The sequence below is a fragment of the Phenylobacterium sp. genome (assembly GCF_016793285.1).
GTDB lineage: Bacteria > Pseudomonadota > Alphaproteobacteria > Caulobacterales > Caulobacteraceae > Phenylobacterium.
In genome coordinates, this window is sequence record NZ_JAEUMO010000065.1 from 14,296 (window position 1) to 37,592 (window position 23,297).

Below are 23,297 nucleotides of genomic sequence, written 5' to 3' on the forward strand. Positions count from 1 at the left end.
CATCAGAAGCCGAACCGCAGGCCGACCTTGAAGGTGCGGCCAACGTAGTCGTACGGGTTGCCGCCCAGGTTGATCGCCGCGATCGCGAGCGCCGGCGGATCCTTGTCGAACAGGTTGTTGACGTTGGCGAAGGCCTGGAACTTTCGCCCGAAGCGCTCGAAGTCGTAGCTGCCGTTGAGGTTGAAATAGACCAGCGACGGGAAGACGTTCTTGTTGATGCTGGTCGAGAGCGTCGGGTTGTAGCCGTCTTCCTCAGGCCCGAAGAACAGGGCCGAGTAGCGGATCTTGGAGAAGGCCCGCATCTGCAGCCCGACGGTGATCGGGTCGAACCGGTAGTTGATGAAGGCCGAGCCGACCCACTTCGACTGGCCCGCCTGCACGCCGGCGTTGTCGACCGTGATGCCCAGGGGACCGGTCCGGTCGGTGGTCTTCAGGTGCGACAGGTGGGTCGCGAAGGCGTTGATGTCGATGGAGCCCGGCAGGCCGACGCCGTCCAGGTCCGTCCGGTAGCCGACCTCGAAGTCCTGGCCCTCGGCCAGCAGCACCGACTGGTTGAAGGGCTGGGTCAGCACCTTGGAGATGCCGAAAGCCGAGTTGTCGAAGGTGATGGCCGAGCAGTAGATCGTGACGTTCTGGAAGCAGCGCTGGAGGATGTCCGTCGCGCCGACCGAGGCGATCACGTCGCGCACCTTGATGCGGAAGTAGTCGACCGAGACGCGAAGGCCCGAGAGCGGGCCGGCGGGCGCCCGCCAGGTGCCCCCGACCGAGAAGGTGTCGGCGCGCTCGGGCACGAGGTTGGAGTTCCCCAGGGTCTGCACGGGCAGGCGGGCCGACTGGCCGTTGAACGGATTGACGAACGAGCCCGTCGCCGAGATGCCGCCCACCAGGAACAGCTCCGACAGCGACGGAGCACGGATGTCGCGCGAACGGGTCATCCGCAGCAGCAGGCCGTCGAGTGGCTCCCAGGTCCCGCCGACCTTCCAGGTCGTGACCGCGCCGCTGATCTTGTAGTCGGTCCGGCGCACGGCGCCGTTGACGCCGAGCGCGTTGAAGAACGGCACGTCCTTCAGGAGCGGGACCTCGACCTCGGCGTAGCCTTCGCGCACGGTCTCCTTGCCGGAGTACGACTTGTTGTTGCCGGACGAGTAGAGGCCCAGGATCTGCAGCGGGTCTGCGGTCTGGTCGAGGGTGTCGCGGCGGTACTCCAGGCCGGTGGCGAAGGCGATCGGGCCCGCGGGCAGTTCGAACAGCGAGCCGGAGACGTTCAGCGCCACGTCGTGACGGACCATCACGTCCCTGGTGAACTCGAGGCCCGCCACATAGTCGCGCGCCGCCTGCGAGGAATTGCCGATCCCGAACGGGTTCAGCGGCACGCAGCCGGGCTGCACCAGGCCGGGCTGGATCGTGTTCGTCAGCCGCGCGGCCGCGAAGTTCGGGTTGGTCGCGACCGGCCCGCACACGATGTTGCCGCTGGCGTCGAGCACCGCGTACTCGGCCGCCGCCAGGTTGGCCTCGCGGGTGCCATAGACCTTCGAGTCGATGACCGAGCGGCCGTAGTTGTACGAAAGGTCCCACGAGAACCGGTCGAGGACCTTGCCCTTGATGCCGGTCGAAACCTCGAAGGTCTTGTAGGTGTTGTCGGCCGAGGTGCCGAGCCACTCGGTGTCGACCCGCCCCATGTCGAACGAAGCGATGTTGTTGGCCTGCATCAGCGCGCGGGTCGCGGCCGGCAGGTAGGGGTTGGTCGCCAGGATCGTGACGGTCGGTGTCTGGTGGTACTGCGAGAGCGTGAAGACGTTGCTCCAGGCGTAGCCGGCCTGCACGAAGATGCTGGTGTCCTCGCTGACGTCGTAGACCGCCTTGCCCATCGTCGAGAGCGCTTCGAGCGGCTGCTTCAGGTTCCACTGGGCGATCGGGGTCGCCACGTGGTTGCTCGACGAGTTGATCATCAGGTTGCCGAACACCGGGCCGCGCTCGAGCCGGTAGAGGCCGCCGTTCGGCGCGAAGGCGAGCTGATTCAGCAGCGACACGGTCGCGCCGGTCGGGGTCCTGGCGGTGTTGATCACGCCGCCCGGGGTCTGGGTGGCGTACTCAACGCCGGTCGCCCAGCCGAAAGCGGGCGTCCCCGCGGGACGCGTGGCGCCGAACGCCAGCGGCGTGCCCGAGTTGCCGGCCTCCACCGAGGCCCAGCCCCGCTTGTAGATGTTCCCGACGCCCTTGTTGTCGTTGTAGTCGGCCCCGACCACGACGTGCAGCCGGTCGTCCATCAGCGAGAAGCCGTCCGCCAGGCTGACGCCCCACTCCTCGTTGTCGCCACGCTGCGAGCGGCCGGCGATGACCTGGCCTTCGAGGTGGTCGATGCGGTCCTTCAGCACGAAGTTCACGACGCCGGCCACGGCGTCGGAGCCGTAGGCGGCCGAAGCGCCGCCGGTCACCACCTCCACGCGCTTGATCAGACCGACCGGGATGATGCTGGTGCTGGTCGTCCCCTGCGCATTGGTCGGCGCCGGCCGCTGCCCGTCGATCAGCGTCAGGGTCCGCTGCGCGCCGAGGCCGCGCAGGTTGGCGAGGCTCTGGCCGGTCGAGATCGAGCCGGCGTTGCGCTGCACCTGGTTCACGCCCGAGTTCGAACGGAACGCCGGCAACTGCGTGATGATGTCGTCGACCGAGGAAGGCGTCGTGCGCTTGAACTGCTCGGCGCCGAGCACGGTCAGCGGCGTCGGCGAGGTCATGCCGGGATTCTGGATGCGGCTTCCGGTGACGACGACCTCGTCGACCGCAGCTTCGCCGCCTTCGGCAGCCGCCTGCGCACACGCTTGAGATGGGATCACCATCATCGCGAGCAGGCTCGCGCCGCTCCACAACACCCTTGAGAGTCCCGACCGACCCATCCGCGTATCCTTCCCTCGATTTCTAGTTGTTCGGATTACGAACTTTTATTCGCATATTGAGTACGACGACATCGGCGCTGTTGGCAAGCCTCCGTTTCGCGGGACGTTGACGCCTACGCGGAAGCGCCTATCGGCTTGGTCGATTGGAGCGCCGACAGGCGTCCTGCCAAGAGGCCGCCCTTGACGATGCTCCGACGTTTCACCGCCGTCCTCGTCCTCACCATTGCCGTCGCCTTGGCTGCCTCCGGCGCTTCCGCGGCCGTTGCCCTCATGCCGCGGCCTCAATCGGTGACGGAGCAGGCGGGCGCCCTGGCCATCCCCGGCCGCCTCGCCATCGTCTGGACAGGCTGCCACGAACTCCGGCTCGACCGGGCCGCGGAGCGCTTCCAGCGCGATCTCGGGCGACTGACGGGCATCGAGACGTTCGCCGCCGCCGGGCCGCGCCTGGATATCGCCTGCCGCGCCGCCGAACCCGGCGCCCTCGCCCTCGGCGCGCGCGAAGCCTATCGCCTGCAGGTGGACGAGCGGGGCGTCCGCCTCGAGGCGGACGGACCGATCGGCGTGCTGCGGGGGCTGGCCACCTTGCGCCAGTTGCTGGAAACCGCGCCCGACGGGTCCGCCGCCCTGCCCTTCGTGGAGATCGACGACAAGCCGCGCTTCGCCTGGCGCGGCGTGATGATCGACACGGCCCGGCACTTCATGACCGTGGGGACCCTGAAGCGCCAGATCGACGCCATGGAGCAGGTGAAGCTAAACGTCCTGCATCTGCACCTGAGCGACAACGAGGCGTTCCGGGTCGAGAGCCGGCGCTACCCCCGGCTGCACGGGATCGCGGCCCAGGGCCAGTTCTACACACAGGCGCAGATCCGCCACCTCGTGGCCTACGCCGCCGATCGCGGCGTGCGCGTGGTCCCGGAGTTCGACGTGCCCGGCCACACTCGCGCGATCATCCTGGCCTACCCCCAACTGGCGTCGCACCCGGTCGGCCCCGGGGCGGCCGGCGCCCAGGTGCTGAACCCGGCGTCAGAGGAGACCTATCGCTTCGTCACGCGGCTGTTCGACGAGATGGCCGGCCTGTTCCCCGACGACTACTTTCATATCGGCGGCGACGAGGTCGGCGACGACGCCTGGGCGGGCGACCCGGCGGTCGAGGCGCTCAAGGCCGCGCGGGGCCTGAAGACCAAGGCGGAGGTCGAGGCCCACTTCCATCGCCGGATCCATCAGGCTCTGACCCGGCGCGGCAAGATCGTCGTCGGGTGGGAGGAAGTCATCGACACCGGGACGCTGCCGCGCGACGTGGTCGTGCAGGCTTGGCGCACGTCCAACGCGACGGCGCGCGCCACGGCCCAGGGCCACCGCACGATCGTATCCGCCGGCTACTACCTCGACCTGCTGAACACGGCGGCGTTCCACTACGGCTTCGACCCGCTCGACACCTCGACGGCCGGCATGTCCCCGGCCGACGCCGAGGCCGCCCGCAAGCTGCACCCGCTCGTCGCCCACTTCGTGACCGACGGGATCGTCGTCCGGCCGGCGCCGCCTCTGTCACCGGCCCAGGAGGCTCTGGTGCTGGGGGGCGAAGCGCCGATCTGGGCGGAACTGGTCAGCGACGAGATGCTGGACTCGCGACTCTGGCCGCGCGCGGCCGCGCTGGCCGAACGCTTCTGGTCGCCGCGGGACGTGCGCGACGTCGACGACATGTACGCCCGCCTTGCCGTCCAGCAGGACCGCCTGCGCCGCCTGGGTCTGAACGACCGTGAGCTTCGCGCGCGCATGGCCTCGCGCCTCGCGCCCGGCGACACCGGACCGCTGCTCGCCTTCCTCGACCTCGTCGGCCCGGTCCGCAACATGGCGCACGACAAGCGCGTCCCTGCGGCGTTGCGGGGCGAGAAGGCGGTCCAGCACCTAACCGCGGCGGCCGACGCGGCCCCGGTCGACAGCCTGGTCGCGCGAGGATTCGCGGCGCGAGCGCGGCGGCTGGTTGCCGGCGACCGAGGGCTCGCGCCCCAGGTCCGCGCGGAGCTTCAGGCCTGGATCGTCAACGATGCGCGGCTGCAGGCCCAGGCCGCCGCGAATCCCTCGATCCGAGAGGTGCTGCCCGTCTCGGCGGAGATCGCGGGACTCGCGACCGCCGGACTCGCTGCGCTCGACGCTCTGGAAGCCGGCAAGCCCCTGGCCGCCGACGCGGCCGAGCGCGGCCGGTCGGCGATCGCCCGGGCCGAGGCGTCCGAGGCGGCGTCCGCGCGGCCGATTTTCGCGTTCTTCGGCAAGCGCCCGCCCGGGGACCTGATCATCACGGTCACCCCGGGTCTGCGCGCGCTCATCGAGGCGGCCGCCTCGCCGTGAGTGACGCGTCGTGCCCGGCATGCCGGCCCGCTCCGGCAAGGTCGCTGACCATCTACGCGCGGACCAGCACAGCGGGGTTGTCGATGACCTGGGGGCGGATCGCGCCGCGGGTCACGGCCGGCATCTCCAGCCGCATCACGCCATCCGCCACCTGAGCCAGACCGCCCCACCACGCGCCCTCGGCCAGCCGCGGCGTGTTCGAGCGCGCGATCGTCAGGTCCAGCCGGAACGGCCCTTCGCCGGCCTCCCGTGGGGGCGCGGCCGACCATGCGCCCTCCACCCGGATGTCCTCGCCCTCATGGACCTGGATCCTCCACCGGCCGTCCCCGGCCATGTCCAGCGTGAACGCCTTCAACCCGATGCCGCCCAGCGCGCCCGGCGCGGTCGAGCGCCAGACGCCCGTGAGGTCCGGGGGCCAGCCGCCCGGCGCGGCGCGTCGGAACAGGGCCGGCAGGCGGAACCGACGCGGGCGCGGCCCGCTAGGCTCGCCCCGGACGAGGCCCAGCGTCTCGCCGTCCAGGGTCAGCCGGTAGAGTCCGAGGATCTGCTCGTCGCCGAGGCGCAGGTCGACCCTGTGGTTGGGCGGCGATGGGGCGGCGACGAACACCCCTTCGGCACGGCGTCCCTGGAAGCTCTGCGTGACCACGCCCCGATCGTCGAACGAGAGCACCAGGTCCTGGAACTCCGGCTCGCAGGCCAGCCAGGTCCCGACCGGGCTCTCGGGCGGCGACGGCGCGTGCCGGCCGAGGTCGCAGAGCTCGGCGCGGTCCTCCAGGAAAGCCGCCATCAGCGCGAAGCTGTCGTCCGCCTCCCGGATCGCCCAGTGGCCGAGACCCGGCAACACGCGGTTGTCGGCGCCGGCCAGTTGCGGCCCCTCCTCGAACAGCAGGTACTGCGCATCGTCCGGGCTGGAGATCGTGAGGCTGCGCACGTTCGGCGGCGGGCCCCGAGCGTCGAGGTCCTCCAGGAAGGCCGATCCGCCGGTGTGGATCTCGGGCGCCTGGCGGAAGATCCGACCCTGCGGATCGCGCAGCAGCATGACATCGCAGGCCGGCGCCCCCGACACGCAGCCTGCGATGTAGATCGCATGGGAGACGGTCGAGGCCCCGCCCAGCACCGACAGGTAATAGCGGACGACCGGCGCCCCCAGGCTGTGGGCGATCAGGGCGAAGGGCGCGCCGGCGCCGATGTGCGGCTGCACATCCTGCGCCACGTAGTCGGCGAGCTGACGCGCGTAATCGACGCACGAACCGTGGCCCGGCGGGTCCAGGTCCACGGCGAACAACCGCGCGTAGCCCAGGCCGCGGAAGCGGGCAGCGAGGGACGACCAGGCCGCCCCCGTCTCGCCGTTGCCATGCACGAAGACGATCGGCAGGCGCGCTCCGTCCGCCGCGCCGCCCGTCACTTCAGCGACACCATCTGGTTGAGGAAATTGAGGATCTCCGACATCTCGCGGGCCGACTTCGGCCGGCTGCGGACCGTGTAGCCGTTGAGCCGCTCGAACTGCGGCAGCATGGCCATGAGCTCCGCCATCCGGTTGCCCTTGAACGCGATGTCGAGATCCATCGGCCAGGGCCGGTCATAGGGCCGGAAGTCGGCCCGCCGCTTCACCGCCTTCGCCGTCGCCTCGCGGATCAGCCCGCAGCAGACCTCCGGGGTGAGCGTGTCGGCCGCCGTATGGCTGAGCGCCGTCTTGGTGACCACGGTCTCCACCTCCCCCAGGACGGCGGCCGCGTGACGCGCATAGGCGTCGTCGCCCGTGGCGAGCAGCACCGGCACCCCGAGCTCACCCGCGGTCAGCGCGCTGATGTGGGTTTCGGAGATCGAGGCGCCGTCCAGTCGCATGTCGCTGAAGACCCCGCCGTTGACGGTGTGAGGGCACAGGCCTTCCGCCGACGCCGCGCCGACGTGGTAGCCGAGCAGCACAGCGCCTACGACGCCGGCCTCCTGCACGCCCTCCATCATCAGCAGCGGGCGCGGCCAGCAGCGGATCAGGCGGGCATAGGGCGGCAGGCGATCCACGAGGATGTTGCGACCATTGTAGTGGGAGTCCGAGACGATCACCTCCTCGCACCCGGCCTCGCGGGCGCCCTCGCAGGCGGCGACCACCTCGTTGGTCATCCACAGGCGGGCTTCGCCATAGTCGAACTGGCCCGCGGTCCCGCTGTCGAAGTGGGCGATGCCCCCGACGCCTTCGATGTCCGCTGAAATGTAGAGCTTCATGCCACTGTCCCCTCGACTCCTACCGTCAGCCGGCCGCCGCCAGCCATGCGATCACATTGCGTAGGAAGCGCACGTTCTGTTCGGCGCCCGGTGCGTCCAGGCCCATCTTCTGCCCGTTGGCGGCGACCTGGGCGGTGAACATCGCCGCTTCGCCGAACACGGCCACGCGTCCGCGGCCGACCTTTCGCGTCGCGCCCTGCAGCCAGCCGCGGACCGCCTGGCGCGGCGTGGCCGCATCGAACGCCCACGGCCGCGCGGGATCGAGCGAGACGAACCCTTCGGGCAGCACCAGCAGCGGCTGCGCGCCGGGGTCGGCGCGGAACGCCTGGCCGATGAAGGTGGCCACCTGGGTCACGGGCGGGCCGCCGAGACGGCCGTCTGTGATCGGATGCCGACGCAGCGCGCCGGCGTCGGCGGTGAACAGGTCCGGCATGCGCGGGACGATCGCGCCCGGCGGCGCATCGGCCGGCAGGGCCAGGGCGTAGCCGTCGGTGAAGTGGAAGCCAAACGCCTCGGCGAGGCTGGCTGCGGCGCCCGCGAGCGGCCGGTGGTCGGCGATCAGCAGAAGCCGCCCACCGCCCGCCACCCAGCGACGCACGGTCCCGACCTCCTCGGCGGTGAACGCCGGCGGCGTCGGCCGCGGATAGTCCTCCCACGGTCCGTCCGACGGCAGGGCGTTGGCGATCACCAGGACGTCGCAGCGCCGCAGCGCGGCGGGCCGGAGGGCGGCGTCCAGGCGCGAGAGGCGGTAGCCGTCCGCGCGCAGCACGGCCGCGAACGCCGCGAAACGTCCGTCCAGGCGGTGGAAGTTGTGGTGCGCCTCGTCGTTGCAGATGCGCGCCCCGGCGCCCGGCGCGTGCCGTGGATCGGCGATGGTTGGACGGTAGGCTGCCTCGGCGCCCTGACGCTCGCCGTTCTCGGCGCGCGCCGGCCCGGCCGCGAGCGCGGCGAAGGCGAACAGGCAGAGCGTGCGGCGTTTCACGGCGAGCACTGAACCATATGACTAGAAGGTCACAAAGAGTCGTCGTGAAGGCCCGCAGACGGTGGCCCCAGCGGTGCGCCGCCCACGAACCAGTTCTCCGGCGGCACCTGGGCGACGATCACGCGAATCGAGGACGCCGGGGCGCCCAGCGCCTCGCTCGCCGCGCGGGTGACCCCGGCCGCGAGTTCGTGCAGCTGCCGCGCCGAGCGGCCGGTCCGAAGCGAGATCTGGATCAGAGGCATGGCGCTCAAGCCGCCTTGGGCACGTAGTCGCCGATGTAGCGCGTCTGGCCCCGTCCGAAGATCACGTCGCAGTAGTTGCCGTCCGGCATGCTGAAGGGGTCGACGCGAAGCTCTCGCACGAGATCTTCGTCGAGTGTGATCCCGAGGCCGGGTCGGTCGCCCAGTTCGAGCATGCCGTCGCGGATCGGCAGCGGGCCGACCAACTCCTCGATGAAGCGGTTGCCGGTCTGGTCGACCTCGCAGGTCAGGCCATTCGGCGAGGCGGCGACGACGTGGGCGTTGGCCACCACGGCGACGGCGTCGCACCAGGTGTGCGGCGCCAGCAGCGCGCCGTGCGCGGCGGCCATGCGGCCCACCTCCATGACCTCGGTGATCCCGCCTGCCCGGCTGGCGTCGGCCTGGGCGATGTCGATGGCGCCTGCGCGCAGCAGTTCGCGAAAGCCGTGGAGGCCGAACTCGTTCTCTCCCGTGGCCAGCCGCACGCCGTAGGGCTTCAGGCGCTCGCGCAGCGCCACGTAGCTGTCCAGGTCATCGGGCCCGAACGGCTCCTCGAACCAGAAGGCGTTCACCTCGGCCAGCACAGGCGCCAGGTCGAGGGCGCGCTCGACCGTGAAGCGCTGAGTGCCGTCGATCATCAGGTCGTGGTCCGGGCCCATGGCGGCGCGCGCCGCGCGCATGGCGGCCACATCGTAGTCGTAGGTCCATCCCACCCGCATCTTGACGCGCCGGAAGCCACGCGCCAGCGCGCGGCGCACGCCGTCCGCGACCGCCTCGGGGCTCGAGTAGAGGTTGCCGGAAGCGTAGGCCGGCGCGCGCCCCTCGCGGCCGCCCAGCAGCTTCCAGACGGGCTGGCCCAGGCGCTTGCCGTTCAGGTCCCACAGCGCAGTGTCGATCCCGCTGATCGCGGCCAGCGCGCCGCCCTTGCGGCCGTACCAGCGGCTGACGCCGTTGAGCCGGTCGGCCAGCCGGCCCACGTCGTCCGGCGCGAGCCCGATCAGGAACGGCGCCATGTGGTCGACCGAGGCCTGCACGACCCCGGGATGGGCGTAGGCGGAGCCGATGCCTTCCAGGCCGTCGTCGGTGCGCATGCGCACCAGGCTCGCGAAGCGTCCGTGGACCGGACCGGCGGGCGTGCGGAATGTCTTGGCCATGTCGTACTCGAAGCGCAGGTGGACGCATTCGACTTCGGCGATACGGCTCATGTGAGGTCCTCCGGCGCGGCCCGGCGGCCCGCACAACCTGATCAAGACGTGACCCGTGAGTCATATTTAGTCAAGAGCCGCGGGCCGGGGCGGGAACGAATCGACACTCAGGGCAGCCGAGGCGTGACAGCGGAAGGCGGATGAGGGCCAGGTCGCGGGCTCGTACGCGCCCCCGCCTCTGGCCGGGCCGACGAGGTCGCTGGGACCTAGGCGGCCGTTTGTCCCGCGAACGCGGCGAGCGCGCGGCCGCAGCGGTCGAGAGTCTCCTCGATGTCGGCGTCGGTCATGGCGGCCGAGCCGATCATCATTCCGCGGGTGGCCATCAGCACGCCCTCGCTCAGGAAGCTCCGGTGGAGCGACTGCATCCGCTGGAGATAGTCAGGGCCCGACCGGGTGTAGAACTCGCGATAGTCGCGCGCCGGCTCGGCGAAGAACTGCAGACTCGTCATCGAGGCGAGACCGTTCGCCCGCATGACGAGGCCCTCTCGGCGGAACTGCGCCGTCAGCCCGCTTCGCAGTCGATCCCCCTGGCGTTCGAGCCGCTGGAACACCTCCGGCGTGAGGTGCTTCAACGCCGCGATGCCCGCCGCCATCGAGACGGGATTGGCCGTGAAGGTCCCGCTGTGGCTCATGCGCAGGGGGCCGGCCAGGTTGTCGAACACCGCCATGGCCTCGCGCGTCCCGCCCACCGCGCCGATCGGGAAGCCGCCGCCGATGATCTTGCCCATGACGGTCAGGTCGGGCGTGACCCCGGCGCGGCCCTGGGCGCCGTGGTAGCCTGCGCGGTTGCAGAACACCTCGTCGAAGATCAGCACGACGCCGCGGCGCCGGCAGAAGGCCTTCAGCGCGTCCAGATAGGCGCGGTCGGCCGGGGAGAACCCCAGCCGCGCCGGATAGGGGTCGATCACCACCGCGGCGAGGTCGGCGGCGCTCTCTTCGAGCAGCGCCTCGGTCGTCGGCCAGTCGTTGAACGGATAGACGACCACCTGATCCGTCAGCGACCTCGGCGTCCCGACGCCCAGCGGCGGCGCGGCAGGCCGATCCGCCGGCCCCCAGTTCGCCGGCGTCGGCAGGAAGCTCGCCTCCATCAGGTCGTACTGGCCGTGATAGCCGCCCTCGGCCTTGGCGACCTTGCTGCGGCCGGTAAGGGCGCGCGCGGCCTTGATCGCCACCATCATCGCCTCGGTGCCGGAGTTCGTGAACCGGACCTGGTCGACCCCCGGCATGCGCTCGACGATCATCTCGGAGAGCTCGATCTCGGACTCGTCCGGGAGGATGCAGCAGATCGTCCGCTCGATCTGGGCGCGCACCGCCTCCAGGATCGGGGCGAAGGCGTAGCCGTGGATCTGGGTCGAGAAGTTGTTGATCCAGTCGATGTAGACGTTGCCGTCGACGTCCGTCAGCCGGCACCCCTCGCCGCGGTCGGCGTAAACGATGTACGGGGCGAACGTGATCATGTGTCGGGTGTTGGCCCCGGGCTGCACGCGCCGGGCGCGCTCGAAGAGCTGCGCTGATCTGGACTGGGGATCGGGGAACACGAGCGGTCTCCTACGAGGCGGCGGCCGCCGCCGCGGGCCGGTTGAGGAAGTTGAGAGGCTGGCCGGGTCGCGGCCACTGGAACGCCACCAGGCGTCCGGTCGACGAGAGCGTGACGAACGCCGTGCGCAGGTCATCGCCGCCGAACGCGATGTTGGTCGCGTAGTAGTCGTCGAAGCCCACGAAGCGGCGCGACGCCCCGTCGGGCGAGATCTCCCAGATCCCGCAGTTGTCGAACGACGCGACGCAGATGTTGCCGGCGGCGTCCAACGCCAGCGAATCAAGCAGGTTGTTGTCGGGCAGCCCCGCCACGAGACGCCCCCCGTTGGGCGACGGCCAAGGCTGAGCCGCGATCCGGCCCGGCGCGACGAGGTCGAACGCCCAGATGCGGCGCGTCAGCGTTTCGGCGACGAACAGCGTGCGCTCGTCCGCGGACAGTCCGACCCCATTGGCCGATACCAGGCCCGTGACCGCCTCGACGACGCCCGAGCCGTCCGGCTCTGCGTAGAATACGCTGCCCATCCCCATCTGGCGGGGCCTGCGCTTGGTATGGTCGGTGAAGTAGAAGCCGCCGCGGCTGTCGAACACGAGGTCGTTCGGCGATTGAAGCTCCAGGTCGCCGCAGCGCTCGTACAGGCGCTCGACACGGCCCGAGGCCAGATGGACGCGCTCGATCCAGCCGGGCCGGTCGGCCTGTCCGGTCGGCCGCCGCCAGCCGTTGGCCTCGGTCGTGTACAGCCAGCCGCCGCTGTTGCAGACGTAGCACCACCCGTCCGGGCCCAGGGCCGCGCCGTTGGGACCGCCGTCCAGTTCTGCCACGACCTCGACCGTCCCGTCCGGCCAGACGCGCGACAACGCAGGACCTGCAATCTCGACCACCAGCACCGAGCCGTCCGGCAGCGCCACCGGCCCCTCGGGGAACCGCAGCGCGTCCGTGACGACGCGCAGGTCCGCAGGTTCGTCGCGACCACCCATCGGCGCCTCCCTTACATCCGCACATTATGACCCATGAGTCATATAAGCAAGCCGTCCGGACGCTGTCCGAGACGGCGACCTGGCGGTCACGACCCGCGGTCTAGGTTTCGAAGAGCTGGCGCAGCGGGCTGCCGGGGCTGAGTTCTTCCAGCGGCGGATTGCGGCCGTACAGGGCGCGGAAGTTGAGCAGCGCGTGCAGTTCGACGAGCACCTCGAAGCTCGCCGTCTCGTTGAGGCCCGGCCCGGGCTGGACGCCGTAGCGCTCGAACAGGCTCTGGTCCAGCATGCCCCCCGCGGTCCGCATCACCCAGCGTTGCAGCGTCGGATCCCTGGAAGGATTGTGCTTCTCCCAACCGGCCATGGCGCGGTCGACGATCCGCCCGTTCCGGCCGTGCCAGAGTTCGCGCATGATCTCGTCGGCGGCGCCCATCTGCACGATGCAGCGCAGCACGCCCGCATTCGCCTCGAACGTCTTCTCGTACCAGGCGATCCACCTGCGGCTGTTGGTGAACTGGCTGTCGCGGCTGGAGAGCCGCGGGTAGGTCTGGAACTCGAAGGCGACATAGCGTCGGCCCAGTTCGCGCAGGAACTCGTCCTTCGTCTTGAAGTAGATGTAGAACGTGCCCTTGGCGACGCCGGCCTCCTGCGAGACCTGCTCGACCATCATCTCGCGGTAGTCGGTCGAATCGAGCAACCGCGCCCCCGCCGCCATCAGCTTCAGGCGAGAGCGCTCGCCGCTGCGCGTCTTCTTGATCTCCTGGGCCGCGGCCTCGAGGTAGGTCGCGTAGCGGATCACCCCCAGGCTGGTCGAATCGTCGGTCAAATGAGCCCTCGAAAGCTGAACGCCTGCTGACCGGCGGGTTGGAAGACGGGCCAGCCGCTCGGAACATCACCCCTGGCAATTGCAGCGTCAACCGCCCGCCGGCGTTGGGGCTTGAATATATGACTCATGGGTCATATTAATCGATATGCAGACGGCAGGAGCTCCATGCGGATCGACACCATCGAAACCTTCGTGGCCGGACACTGGCTCTTCGTGGCGGTGACGACCGATACGGGCGTCACCGGGGTCGGCGAGTCGACGTACTTCACCCATCCCCTCGCAGCGCGGGCTGTCTTGGATGACCTCGAGGCGGACCTCATCGGGGCCGACGCCTTCCGGCCCGAGTTCCATTTCAACCGCCTGTTCAAGCACCACTGCCTGCGGGACAGCGCGCTGATGGGCGCCCTCAGCGCGATCGACCAGGCGCTCTGGGACATCAAGGGCAAGGCGCTGGGCGTGCCCGTCTACGAACTTCTCGGCGGGCGGGTTCGCGACAAGGTCCGCGCCATCCTTCTGATCGAGGCCACGTCGGAGGACGAGATGATCCGCAAGGCGGTGGAAGCGCGCGCCGAGGGTTTCACCGCCATCAAGATCAAGCCGTTCCTGGGGGACTGGGCGACGCGCACCACGGTCGGCCTGCTGGGCGGGGTCGTGGCTTCCGTCGGGCGGGTGCGAGAGGCCATCGGCTGGGACATGGACATGGCCGTGGAGATCCATCGCAATCTCACCCCCGACCTGGCCGAGGTGTTCGCCGCCGATGTGCGACCGCTGCGGCCCTACTTCCTCGAGGACCCGATCCTGCCGTTCAGCCTGGAGAGCAACGGCCACGCCGCCGCGCGCATGGGCGGGGTGGTCGCGCTGGCCGAACGCAACACCAACATCTGGGAGTTCCGCGAGTTCTCGGACCGCCACGCGGTCTCGATCCTGCGTCCCGACGTGGGTCTGGCCGGCGGCTTCACCCAGGTCCGAAAGATCGCGGCCATCGCCGAGAGCCGGCATCAACGGATCGTCCCGCACAACTTCACCAGCCCGGTCGTGACCGCCTGCCATATCCAGCTCGCCGCCTGCACCACCAACTGGGACGTGCAGGGCTACGTGCGTGAAGCGCGGGAGCCGTGGAACCGGGTGGTCAAACAGATCAACCGGCTTGAGGAGGGCTTCCTGGCCATTCCCGACACGCCGGGCATCGGCGTCGAACTCGACGTCGACTACCTGCGGCAGGCGACCTACGAACCGTTCGGCAACAAGTTCGCCCATGGCGCGGCCCGCGCCATGGACGGCGCGGTCCGGCACCAGTAGCCGTCATGGTCGCAGACACCGAAAGCGTCCCGGCCGCCCTCGGCCTTCTGGCCGAAGGCTTCCGCGGCGCCCGCGCCCTGATCGTCGGCGGCGCCGGCGGCATCGGCGCCGAGACGACCATACAGTTGCGCGCGCTGGGCGCGCGCGTCGTGATCGCCTCACGCCGCGGGCCCGAGCCCGCGGCGGTCCGCCCGCCGGCCGCCGACGGCGAACTGGCCGCGATCGGCGTCGACCTCACCCGGCCCGAGTCGATCCGCGCGCTGGCCGCGTGGGTCGAGCGCGAGCTGGGCGGCCTGGACATCCTGGTCAACACCGCGGGCGTGACCCGCACGGTGCCGCTGCGGGCGATCGAACAGCTCGACGACGCCACGATCGACGAGGTCATGGCCTCCAACGCGGCCGGCGTGCTGCGGATCATCCGCGACCTGACGCCGGCCCTGCGCCGCGGACAGGCGCCCTGCGTGGTGAACGTCTCGTCGGTCGCCGCGCGCACCGGGGTCGGCAGCAACGTGGCCTATGTGGGCGCCAAGGCGGCGATGGACGCCATGACGGTCGCGCTGGCCAAGGCGCTCGCCCCGGAGATCCGTCTGGTCAACGTGGCCCCCAGCGCGCTCGACACCGATTTCGCCAAGGGCCGCGGCCCCGAGTTCATCGCCCGCACCATCGCTGCGACGCCCCTCGGGCGATTGGCCACGCCGCGCGAGGTCGCCAACGCCGTGCTGGCCGGCGCGCGCCTCCTGACCATGACCACCGGCAGCACGATCTACGTGGACGGCGGCCGCCACCTCTGACCCCAGCCCGGAGGATCGCCCGTGCGCGACATCGTCCTGACCTGCGCCATCACCGGCAACATCACCCGGCCGGAGCAGACGCCCCATCTGCCGATCACACCCGAGCAGATCGCCCGGTCGGCGCTGGAGGCCGCCGACGCCGGGGCTTCCGTCGCGCACATCCATGTACGCCATCCCGACGGCCGGCCGTCGATGGAGACCGAGCACTACGTCGAGGTGGTGGAGCGCATCCGGGCCCGCAACACCTCGCTGATCCTGAATCTCACCACCGGCCCCGGCGGTCGCTACATCCCCGATCCGGACAATCCGCGCCTCGCTGCGCCGGGCACGTCGTTGCTGCCGCCCCTGGCGCGCATCCCGCACATCCAGGCGCTGCCGCCGGAAGTCTGCACCCTGGACCTCAACACCATGAACTCGGGCGACCAGGTGGTGATGAACACGCCGCGCAACACCGGGATCATGGCCGCGGCGATGCTAGACGGCGGTTGGAGGCCCGAGATCGAGATCTTCAATCCCGGCGACCTGGTGCTTGCACGCGACATGCTGGCCCGCATGCCGTTCCCGGCGCCCGCCCTGTTCTCGTTCGTGCTGGGCGTGAAGTACGGGTGGCCCGCCAGTCTGGAGTCGATCCAGCTCGGGCGCAGCCTGCTGCCTGAAGGGGCGGTGTGGACGGCGTTCGGCGTGGGGCCCTCGGAGTTCCCGATGGTGGGCCTGTCGGTCCTGCTCGGGGGCCACGCCCGGGTCGGGCTCGAGGACAATATCTACCTCGAGAAAGGCGTGCTGGCGCGCAGCAACGCCGAGTTGTGCGAGCGCGCGGTCCGCATCGTCGAGGACCTGGGCTTCCGCATCGCGTCGCCCGCTCGGGCGCGGGAGATCTTCGGATTGGCGCCGGCCGGCGCCTGAGTCAGATCGGCGCCATCGCCCAGGCGGCCTGGAGGGCGGCGAGTCCCTCGGCGGCGTCGAGGACGCGGGCGTCGATGGGCTCGCGGCGCAGAGCCATGCTGATCCAGGGGCAGACCACGAGCAGCGCCTCGGCGCGGGGCGGCGCGAGCGCGGCCGCCAGCGCGCGCGGATCGGCCGCGGCGTCCGCGGGCCGTCGTGCGATCGCCGCGCGACGGAGGGCGGCCACGCGGGCAAACTCGTCGGGCATGAGCCGCGCGACGTCGAGCCCCCTCGCCTCCAGGTGCAGGGCGTAGAGCGCCTCCTCGTGAGCGTCGCGCGCGCCCACGACGGCGATCCGGGCGCCGGCGCCCAACGGCGCGCAGAGGGGCGCGATGACGGCATCGACACCACCCAGGAACATCCGGTCCGCGCGCGCCCGCATGCCGTCACGCCAAGCCGCGAGGCGACGCTTCAGGCGAGCCCGCAAGGTCAAAGGAGATCTGGACGGCACTCGATTTTCCGCCTCGCTCGACACGGGCTCATTTTACATGACTTATGAGTCATGTCACTCTCGGCGCGTCGTCGCGACGAGGTTTCGCATGGATGCCGCCGCCTTCTTCTCGGACGACCTGGCGACCGCCTCCGCCAGGTTCGCGACGGCGGCCATGGCGCGCGGGGCCGCCGTGGAGGCGATCATCCATCCGTTGCGCGGCCCCGGCGGCGAGTCCCTCCAGACGATGGTCTGCGGGTTCGGCCCGCCCACCGCGGAGACGGTGCTGGTGCTGAACAGCGGCGTCCACGGAACCGAGGCCTTCGTCGGCTCCGGCCTGCAGGTCGGCGTGCTGCGCGACGCGGACTTCCTGGCCCCCGCGCCAGACGTCCGCGTGGTGGCGATACACGCGATCAACCCCTACGGCGCCGCGTGGGGCCGGTACGTCAACGAGGACAACGTCGACCTGATGAAGAACCTCACCTACGGGGACTTCGTCTCGCCGACCGACCCGGTGTTCCTGGAGATCGACGACGCCATCGACCTTCCGACGCTGAGGACCGCCGACGCCTGGCGCAGCGCGCAGGCGCGGCGCGCGGCCATCGTGGCGGCCCACGGCGCCGGGCCGGTCATGGCCGCGCTCAAGCGGGGACAGACCGCACGTCCCGCGAGCCTCTGCTTCAACGGCGTTCGGGCCTCATGGTCGAAGCGCACCCTCGACGGCATCCTTCGCCGGAGGCTCCAGGGCGCGCGGCGGGCCTGCTTCCTGGATCTGCATTCCGGCGTGGGCGAATGGGGCGAGGCTTTCGTCATGGCGGCCGGCGATCCGCCGTCGTGCGCCAGGGTCCGCGCCTGGCTGGGCTCGCTCGCGCACGACCTCGACCTGCCGATGGAGCCGGCGGCCTACTCCACGCTCGGGCGTGCAGCGCCCGGCGTGGCGATGACGGCGGCCGTCCTGGAGATCGGGACGGTCGCCTTCGACGACGCCTTCCGCGAGACCATGGCCTTCGAGATGCACGACCATCTGTACGGCGCTCGCAGCGCCGAGGCGGCGCGCGAGACGAAACGGCGCTTCCGGAGCTACTACGATCCCGCCGCCGCCGACTGGCGTCGTGAGGGCTGGCGCAACGCCCGGGCCATGTTCGCGCGCTTCCTCGACGGATTGCAGGCCTGGGACGAGGAAGCCCGTGAGCGTTGAGACTGCCCCTCGCCTATCGCAGCTTGGCGGCCAGACCGACGAACCGGGCCGAACGGTCCAGGAACTCCGCCGGCGGATCGACGCCGAAGATCGCGCGGTAGGACAACGTGGCGTGCAGCTCGATCAGCAGGTCCTCGTCCCGCTCCTCGCTGGTCTCCGACGCGCCGTGGACGCCATAGCGGGCGAACAGGCTATGGTCGGACATCGAGCCTACGGCGTGGTGAGCGATCCTGAGCAGGTTCAGGTCCTCGGGCGTCACGTCGTAGCGCTGCCGGTAGTAGTCGAGGAAGCGGTCGATGATCATCTTCCCGCGCCGCCGCCAGATCTCCGCCACCTCGGGCACGCTGTCGCTCAGCAGCACCATGTTACGCATCAGCCCGACGTTCGCCCGGAAGCTCTGCTGATACCAGCGGACCATGGCGAGGCGCACCTCGAACGGGTGGCGCTCCTTGTCGATGTCGGGAAGCGTGCGCAGTTCGTACTCGACGAAGCTGGAAAGCACCTCGACGGCGATGTCCTGGGCCGAGCTGAAGTAGAGATAGAAGGTCCCGTGCGAGGTGTTGGCCAGACGCACGACGTCTCGGACCGTCATGGTCGCGAAGCTGCCGGTCTCGGAAAAGCGTACCGCGGCGGCCAGCAGCAGCGGCCGCGTCTTCTCCGGGTCGCGCTGCTTCGTCGAGCGGCGCACCAGCGCGTCGAGATAGTCGGCGAAACTCATCAGCGGCAGGGTGGGACGCGGCCGCGCGGGCGCCGCGGACGACGCCTTCCGAGCGGACCCTCTCGTTGCGGGCATGAACCTACCTTGCCAGGTGTTCGAGACTGTCGGCCACGTCCAGCACCCAGTTGCGAAGACTGGGATCCGCCATCGGCCGGTTGAAGGTTCCGGTGATAGTGGCATCGAGCTCCGCGCAATAGAAGGCCTGCACCGACCAGGCGCCCGCGTGTCCCTCGAGCACCCGTCCCCCCGGGCTGACGAGGCGGCGCACGCCGAGGCCGAGGCCCACGCAGTAAGGCGGCATGCCGTCGAGAGGCGCGTAGGTGCGCAGCGCCGCCGTCGAGCGCAGCAGCCGGCCACCGAACAGGCCGCGCAGGAAGCGCTCCAGATCGTCCGCCGTGCTGACCTGGCCGCCGCCGCCCCAGTCCCAGGACGCCCCGCCGCCCGAGCTGAACAGCGGACGACCGCCGTACAGGAAGTCGGACACCTCTGACTCCCATCCCGCGGGCGCTTCGGCCCCATAGGCCAGGAAGGTGTTCGTCATGCCGAGCGGGGCGAAGATCCGGTCGCGCAGCGACGCGCCGTACGAGCGGCCGCTCAACCGCTCGACGAGCAGGCCCAGGACCACATACGCCGTGTCGCTGTAGTGGAAGGCCTCACCGGGCGCGAACACCGGCGCGTCGCCCGCGCCCGACGCCAGGAACCAGTTCAGCACTCCGGCGTCGGCCACATCAGGCGCGTCAGGGTCCCACGGGCGCCAGAGGCGTCCGCGATCGGGATCCGCCCGCAGCCGCGCCCCCAGCGACCCCGGAGCCGGCGCGCCGCCGTTCTGGGCCGCAGTGCGGGACGCATCGTCGCTGAACGCGTCCCGCAGGCCCGAGGTGTGGGTCAGCATCCGCCGGAGCGTGACGCGGCGGTCGGACAGCACCTGCGAGCGGGAAACGACGTCGCCGAGTTCGTCGATGTCCGCCACGGAGCGGTCCACGCCCTGCGGCCCCAGAAGGCCGGCCTCGACCGCCTGCAGCAGCAGCGTTGCCGTCATCGCCTTGCCCACCGAGGCGACGTGGAACCCGGTGTCGGCCCGCATCGGCCCGGCCCGGTCCGCGCGCGCTTCCCCGGCCAGGAATGTGTGCTCGACACCCAGGGCGGGGCTCGACACCCGCACCTGGGCGCCGGGCCGGAACGTGAGCTCCGGCGTCAGCGCATGAATCTCGGCGAGACGCGCGTCGAGAGCCTCGGCCCAGGCTCGACGGTCGCCGCCCTTCGCCCGCACCGTCAAACGGCTCCCGCGGCAGCCGCCGGCCGGTCCACGTTTTCGATCACGATCGGCGGCAGCACGTCGGCGGGCCTGAAGCCGAACAGCCGCGCATAGAACGCCAGTTCGGCCTTCAGGCAGGCCAGGTTGGTGTCCGCGCGCCGGAAGCCGTGCCCCTCGCCTTCGAACAGCATGTACATGACGGGCACGCCGCGCTTGCGCAGGCTCTCGAGGATCAGCTCGGACTGGTTCTTGGGCGTGATCCTGTCCCGTTCGCCCTGGAACATGGCCAGAGGCGCCGTGATCCGGTCGGCGCTGTGGAGCGGCGAACGCTCCCGATAGAGCGCCTCCGACGTGTCGCGCGGGCCGACGAGGTAGTCCGCGTACCGCGACTCGAACTTGTGGGTCTGGCTCGCGAAGTAGGCCACGTCGCTGATGCCGAAATACGAAGCGCCAGCGTGGAAGGTGTCTGCGAAGGCCAGCGCCGCGAAGGTGTTGTAGCCGCCGGCGCTCCAGCCACGGACCGCCAGGCGCTCCGGATCGACCAGACCCTCGGCCACCAGGTGGCGCGCCGCGGCCACATGGTCCTCGACGTCCACCACGCCCCAGCCCCCGCGCAGGAGATGCCGGAAGTCGCGGCCGTAGCCGGTGCTGCCGGCGTAGTTGACGTCGAAGACCGCGAAGCCGCGGCTGGTCCAGAACTGGATGCCCGGGTTGAAGCAGGTGTTGGTGCAGCCTGTGGGCCCGCCGTGGCTGACGACGAGCAGCGGCGGTCGTTCGTCCTCGGGTCCGCGACAATCGGCGTTGGTCGGCGGATAGAAGAAGCCGAAGCCCGTCCGGCCCTTTGCGCTCGGAAAGTGGATGTGCTGCGCCCGCGAGATCGCGCCCGCCATCGGCTCGGCCGACATCACCTGGCGCAGGATCGTGTGCTCGCCGGTCTCCAGCTCGATCCGGACGATGGCGGCCGGGATGGTCGACGAGGAGGCCAGGGCGTAGGCCACGCCGTCGCGCGCCTCCAGCCGGGCGAAGTAGGTGAACGGCAGCTCGAGGGTCGACAGCTCGCCCGTCGGCAGGTGCAGTCGCCCCAGCCGGTTCATGCCCTCCTCGGTGTAGACGCAGAGCAGGTTGTCGTCGTCGAGCACGCGGCAGTCGCTGGTCCCCATCTGCCAGAGGGGCCGGGCGAAATCGCGTTCCAGGTCGCAGAGCGGCTCGATCTCGCCGCCCCGCCAGCGGCAGGGCCGCCACCATCCCGAGCGGTCGGTCATGAAGATCAGGTCGCCCGAGGGTGTGAAGCGTGGATCGCAGGCCACCTCGGCCTCTTCGGCGACGACCGTCTCCACGGCGGCGAGGCTCCCAGCCGCGTCGAGCTGCGCGACCCGCAGCGCGGTGACGTCCCACGGCACGTTCGGGTGGTTCCAGGAGACCCAGGCCAGCCGACCGGCGTCGTGGCTGAGCACCGGCCAGGCGTAGAAGTCGTCGCCGGCCACCAGCACGGTCCCGAAGGTGTCGCCGCGCACATCGATCGCCACGATCGTGCTCTTCGGCTCGCCGGCGTCCTGGAACTCTTCGCGGATGCAGACGATGCGCCCGCGCCGCGCGTCGAGGACCGGCGCGCCATACCGATAAGGCCCTTCGGCCGTGATCGGTTCGGGCGCCGAACCAGGGCGATGCCGATACCAGCGCTGGTCCTCGTTGATGAAGAAGAACTCGCCGTCCCGCACGAGGAAGGCGCTGCCGCCGTACTCGTAGATCGTGGTGCGCAGGTTGAACCCGTCCGGCGTGATCGTCGTGGCCGCGCCCGGCGCGACGCGTTCGACGACGCTGCGCCCGCCCTCCTCCGGCCGGCGGATCAGCGCGTAGACCGCCCCGTCGCGATCCACCTCGAGCTGGCCGGTCCAGTAGACGGGAAAGGCCGACGCGGTCGACACCAGCTCGGGTGTCCACGGTGACGGCCAGGCGCCGTAGGAAACTTCATGAACCATGCGGGGACGCTCCTGACACCAGGGACATTTCGCTGGCCGCCCGGCGCTCCAGCCGGCGACGGATGACACGTTGCCGGTCGCGGTCCAGCGGGAACAGCCACAGGATCACGCCGGCGGCCGTAAACAGGATCAGCGGCGCGCCCGTATGCACCAGCGCCAGTCCGTTCAGGCTGGCGCGCGAATGGATGGCGGCCCTGGCGTCGAACTCCATCAGGCTCAGCGCCAGGAACGCCGCGCCCCCGCCCGCCGCCAGGGTGGCCTTCAGCACGAACTGCTGGATCGCGTAGTACGAGCCCGCGCGGTTCGCGCGGGTGCGCAGCGTGTCGTAGTCGATGCAGTCGGCGAGCACCGCCATCTGCGGCACCTGCGACGCGGCGTTCGCGAAGCTCGCGATGGTCGCGAGCGCCAACAGCCACGGGAAGCCGGCCTGGCCTGGGGGTACGAAGACGCGCAGGGTGAGCAGCAGCCCGAAGCTGGCGATCCCCAACGCCCAGATATGTTTGCGCTCGTATGTCTGCGACAGGCGCGTCCACAGCGGGATCGACACCATCTGCGCGATGGCGGCCGTGGCGTAGATCACCGGGAACTTGTCGGCCATGCCCAGGTAGGCGTCGATGAAGATGTACGACGTCCCATAGTAGACGCCGTAGGCCAGGCCGGTCAGGGCGTAGGCCCCGGCGAAGGTCCAGAAGGGCCGGTTGATGCGCAACGACCGGGCCACGCCGCGCAGGGTCACCGCCCCGGACTCGTCGGCGTTCGTCCCGATGGGCGCGAAGATCACCGCCGCGCCGATACAGAGCGGAATCAGCGCGAGGATCAGCCAGCCCAGCAGCTTCAGCATCGGCGGCGTGATTTCGGCGGTCGCGAACAGCGGCAGCAGCGGCGACGACAGCAGCAGCGGCAGGCCCATGAACAGCAGCAGGCCCACCACGCTGGCGAAGGTGAGAACGCCCGAGATCATCGAGCGTTCGCGGTAGGCGCGCGACAGCTCGCTGCCCCAGGCCGAGTGCGGCACCGCCAGCATGCTGTAGGCGGTGTAGAAGATCAGCAGGACGGGAAGCAGATAGCTGCCCGAGGCGGCGGCCGGGGGATTGAACAGCAGGTAGACGGCGCCGGTCGCCAGCACGCCGCCGCCGATGATCCAGGGCTTGCGCCGGCCCAGCGGGCCCCGGGTGCGGTCCGAGAGGTAGCCGACGGCCGGATCGGCGACGGCGTCGTAGAGCCGCGCCGCCATCAGGATGATGCCGATCGTCGCCAGGTCGATGGCGGTGTTCTTCGCATAGAACGCCGGAATGAGGGCGTTCAGCGGTATCATCATCATGCTGCTGATGATGGAGACGAGGCTCCAGGCGAGCAGATGCTTCGCCTGGAGCCCGCCCGTGTGAGCGATGTGGGGTTTCGGCATCACACGCTCCTCGGATCCGGGCAGAGGCCGCGCGTCGGGGAGGTGAGGCGCAGCCGGCGC

Annotated in this window: 19 protein-coding genes; 5 read left to right on the top strand and 14 right to left on the bottom strand. The window is 70.4% G+C overall.

The genetic code is table 11. From position 1 onward, the window contains the following. Positions 1-2 precede the first annotated feature (2 nt). The gene (locus JNL41_RS06815) at positions 3-2,891 is read right to left on the bottom strand and encodes a TonB-dependent receptor (RefSeq protein ID WP_293473525.1); all 2,889 of its coding nucleotides are present in this window, start codon (positions 2,889-2,891) and stop codon (positions 3-5) included. Positions 2,892-3,161: 270 nt separating this feature from the next. On the opposite strand from JNL41_RS06815, the gene JNL41_RS06820 reads away from it, so the two are divergent. Then, a complete protein-coding gene (locus JNL41_RS06820) occupies positions 3,162-5,237 on the top strand; it encodes a family 20 glycosylhydrolase (RefSeq protein WP_293473526.1) in 2,076 nt (691 codons plus the stop codon). A gap of 52 nt (positions 5,238-5,289) precedes the next feature. On the opposite strand, the gene JNL41_RS06825 is transcribed toward JNL41_RS06820, so the two are convergent. The 8 genes from JNL41_RS06825 to JNL41_RS06860 all read right to left on the bottom strand — a co-directional run bounded on the left by JNL41_RS06825 (position 5,290) and on the right by JNL41_RS06860 (position 13,220). Continuing rightward, positions 5,290-6,642, bottom strand: coding sequence for an alpha/beta fold hydrolase (locus tag JNL41_RS06825; protein WP_293473527.1), 1,353 nt, complete (start codon positions 6,640-6,642; stop codon positions 5,290-5,292). Beyond that, positions 6,639-7,460: a M55 family metallopeptidase gene (locus tag JNL41_RS06830; RefSeq protein ID WP_293473528.1), complete on the bottom strand. Its 822-nt coding sequence runs from the start codon at positions 7,458-7,460 to the stop codon at positions 6,639-6,641. The genes JNL41_RS06825 and JNL41_RS06830 overlap by 4 nt, the downstream gene beginning before the upstream one ends. 25 nt (positions 7,461-7,485) lie before the next feature. After that, positions 7,486-8,442 carry a hypothetical protein gene (locus JNL41_RS06835; protein WP_293473529.1) on the bottom strand — a complete coding sequence of 319 codons (957 nt, stop codon included), beginning with the start codon at positions 8,440-8,442 and terminating at the stop codon, positions 7,486-7,488. Positions 8,443-8,471: 29 nt separating this feature from the next. After that, entirely contained in the window at positions 8,472-8,684 is a 213-nt protein-coding gene (locus JNL41_RS06840; RefSeq protein ID WP_293473530.1) for a 4-oxalocrotonate tautomerase family protein, read from the bottom strand. A 5-nt stretch (positions 8,685-8,689) separates the two neighbouring features. Further along, the gene (locus JNL41_RS06845) at positions 8,690-9,886 is read right to left on the bottom strand and encodes a mandelate racemase/muconate lactonizing enzyme family protein (RefSeq protein WP_293473531.1); all 1,197 of its coding nucleotides are present in this window, start codon (positions 9,884-9,886) and stop codon (positions 8,690-8,692) included. Between the two features lie 206 nt (positions 9,887-10,092). Further along, positions 10,093-11,424, bottom strand: coding sequence for an aspartate aminotransferase family protein (locus JNL41_RS06850; protein WP_293473532.1), 1,332 nt, complete (start codon positions 11,422-11,424; stop codon positions 10,093-10,095). A gap of 10 nt (positions 11,425-11,434) precedes the next feature. Next, positions 11,435-12,397, bottom strand: a complete 963-nt coding sequence (locus tag JNL41_RS06855) for an SMP-30/gluconolactonase/LRE family protein (RefSeq protein WP_293473533.1) — start codon at positions 12,395-12,397, stop codon at positions 11,435-11,437. Positions 12,398-12,497: 100 nt separating this feature from the next. Next, positions 12,498-13,220: a TetR/AcrR family transcriptional regulator gene (locus tag JNL41_RS06860; RefSeq protein ID WP_293473534.1), complete on the bottom strand. Its 723-nt coding sequence runs from the start codon at positions 13,218-13,220 to the stop codon at positions 12,498-12,500. A 165-nt stretch (positions 13,221-13,385) separates the two neighbouring features. Between JNL41_RS06860 and JNL41_RS06865 the strand changes: the two genes are divergently transcribed. The 3 genes from JNL41_RS06865 to JNL41_RS06875 are packed head-to-tail and all read left to right on the top strand — an operon-like array spanning position 13,386 to position 16,213. Next, positions 13,386-14,519, top strand: coding sequence for a mandelate racemase/muconate lactonizing enzyme family protein (locus JNL41_RS06865; protein WP_293473535.1), 1,134 nt, complete (start codon positions 13,386-13,388; stop codon positions 14,517-14,519). Positions 14,520-14,524: 5 nt separating this feature from the next. After that, a complete protein-coding gene (locus JNL41_RS06870) occupies positions 14,525-15,310 on the top strand; it encodes an SDR family oxidoreductase (RefSeq protein WP_293473536.1) in 786 nt (261 codons plus the stop codon). Between the two features lie 21 nt (positions 15,311-15,331). Continuing rightward, entirely contained in the window at positions 15,332-16,213 is an 882-nt protein-coding gene (locus tag JNL41_RS06875) for a 3-keto-5-aminohexanoate cleavage protein (protein WP_293473537.1), read from the top strand. A gap of 1 nt (position 16,214) precedes the next feature. Here JNL41_RS06875 and JNL41_RS06880 read toward each other — a convergent pair whose 3' ends face one another. After that, positions 16,215-16,634 carry a hypothetical protein gene (locus tag JNL41_RS06880; protein WP_293473538.1) on the bottom strand — a complete coding sequence of 140 codons (420 nt, stop codon included), beginning with the start codon at positions 16,632-16,634 and terminating at the stop codon, positions 16,215-16,217. 157 nt (positions 16,635-16,791) lie between these two features. Between JNL41_RS06880 and JNL41_RS06885 the strand changes: the two genes are divergently transcribed. Further along, positions 16,792-17,880 (top strand): DUF2817 domain-containing protein, encoded by a 1,089-nt coding sequence (locus JNL41_RS06885; protein WP_293473539.1) that lies wholly within the window; start codon positions 16,792-16,794, stop codon positions 17,878-17,880. A 13-nt stretch (positions 17,881-17,893) separates the two neighbouring features. Here JNL41_RS06885 and JNL41_RS06890 read toward each other — a convergent pair whose 3' ends face one another. From JNL41_RS06890 to JNL41_RS06905, 4 genes are all read right to left on the bottom strand, one after another. Further along, positions 17,894-18,598, bottom strand: a complete 705-nt coding sequence (locus JNL41_RS06890) for a TetR/AcrR family transcriptional regulator (RefSeq protein ID WP_293473540.1) — start codon at positions 18,596-18,598, stop codon at positions 17,894-17,896. Positions 18,599-18,677: 79 nt separating this feature from the next. Next, the gene (locus JNL41_RS06895; protein ID WP_293473541.1) at positions 18,678-19,868 is read right to left on the bottom strand and encodes a serine hydrolase domain-containing protein; all 1,191 of its coding nucleotides are present in this window, start codon (positions 19,866-19,868) and stop codon (positions 18,678-18,680) included. Between the two features lie 2 nt (positions 19,869-19,870). Then, positions 19,871-21,832: a prolyl oligopeptidase family serine peptidase gene (locus tag JNL41_RS06900; RefSeq protein ID WP_293473542.1), complete on the bottom strand. Its 1,962-nt coding sequence runs from the start codon at positions 21,830-21,832 to the stop codon at positions 19,871-19,873. Beyond that, positions 21,822-23,237, bottom strand: coding sequence for an MFS transporter (locus JNL41_RS06905; RefSeq protein ID WP_293473543.1), 1,416 nt, complete (start codon positions 23,235-23,237; stop codon positions 21,822-21,824). Before JNL41_RS06905 ends, JNL41_RS06900 begins: the two co-directional genes overlap by 11 nt. Positions 23,238-23,297: the final 60 nt, after the last annotated feature.

Bases quoted from the DNA above. Each gene is read 5' to 3' on its own strand.
- JNL41_RS06815 (WP_293473525.1), bottom strand. From the start codon at position 2,891: ATGGGTCGGTCGGGACTCTCAAGGGTGTTGTGGAGCGGCGCGAGCCTG.
- JNL41_RS06820 (WP_293473526.1), top strand. From the start codon at position 3,162: ATGCCGCGGCCTCAATCGGTGACGGAGCAGGCGGGCGCCCTGGCCATC.
- JNL41_RS06830 (WP_293473528.1), bottom strand. From the start codon at position 7,460: ATGAAGCTCTACATTTCAGCGGACATCGAAGGCGTCGGGGGCATCGCC.
- JNL41_RS06840 (WP_293473530.1), bottom strand. From the start codon at position 8,684: ATGCCTCTGATCCAGATCTCGCTTCGGACCGGCCGCTCGGCGCGGCAG.
- JNL41_RS06845 (WP_293473531.1), bottom strand. From the start codon at position 9,886: ATGAGCCGTATCGCCGAAGTCGAATGCGTCCACCTGCGCTTCGAGTAC.
- JNL41_RS06855 (WP_293473533.1), bottom strand. From the start codon at position 12,397: ATGGGTGGTCGCGACGAACCTGCGGACCTGCGCGTCGTCACGGACGCG.
- JNL41_RS06865 (WP_293473535.1), top strand. From the start codon at position 13,386: ATGCGGATCGACACCATCGAAACCTTCGTGGCCGGACACTGGCTCTTC.
- JNL41_RS06870 (WP_293473536.1), top strand. From the start codon at position 14,525: ATGGTCGCAGACACCGAAAGCGTCCCGGCCGCCCTCGGCCTTCTGGCC.
- JNL41_RS06880 (WP_293473538.1), bottom strand. From the start codon at position 16,634: ATGCGGGCGCGCGCGGACCGGATGTTCCTGGGTGGTGTCGATGCCGTC.
- JNL41_RS06885 (WP_293473539.1), top strand. From the start codon at position 16,792: ATGGATGCCGCCGCCTTCTTCTCGGACGACCTGGCGACCGCCTCCGCC.
- JNL41_RS06890 (WP_293473540.1), bottom strand. From the start codon at position 18,598: ATGAGTTTCGCCGACTATCTCGACGCGCTGGTGCGCCGCTCGACGAAG.
- JNL41_RS06900 (WP_293473542.1), bottom strand. From the start codon at position 21,832: ATGGTTCATGAAGTTTCCTACGGCGCCTGGCCGTCACCGTGGACACCC.
- JNL41_RS06905 (WP_293473543.1), bottom strand. From the start codon at position 23,237: ATGCCGAAACCCCACATCGCTCACACGGGCGGGCTCCAGGCGAAGCAT.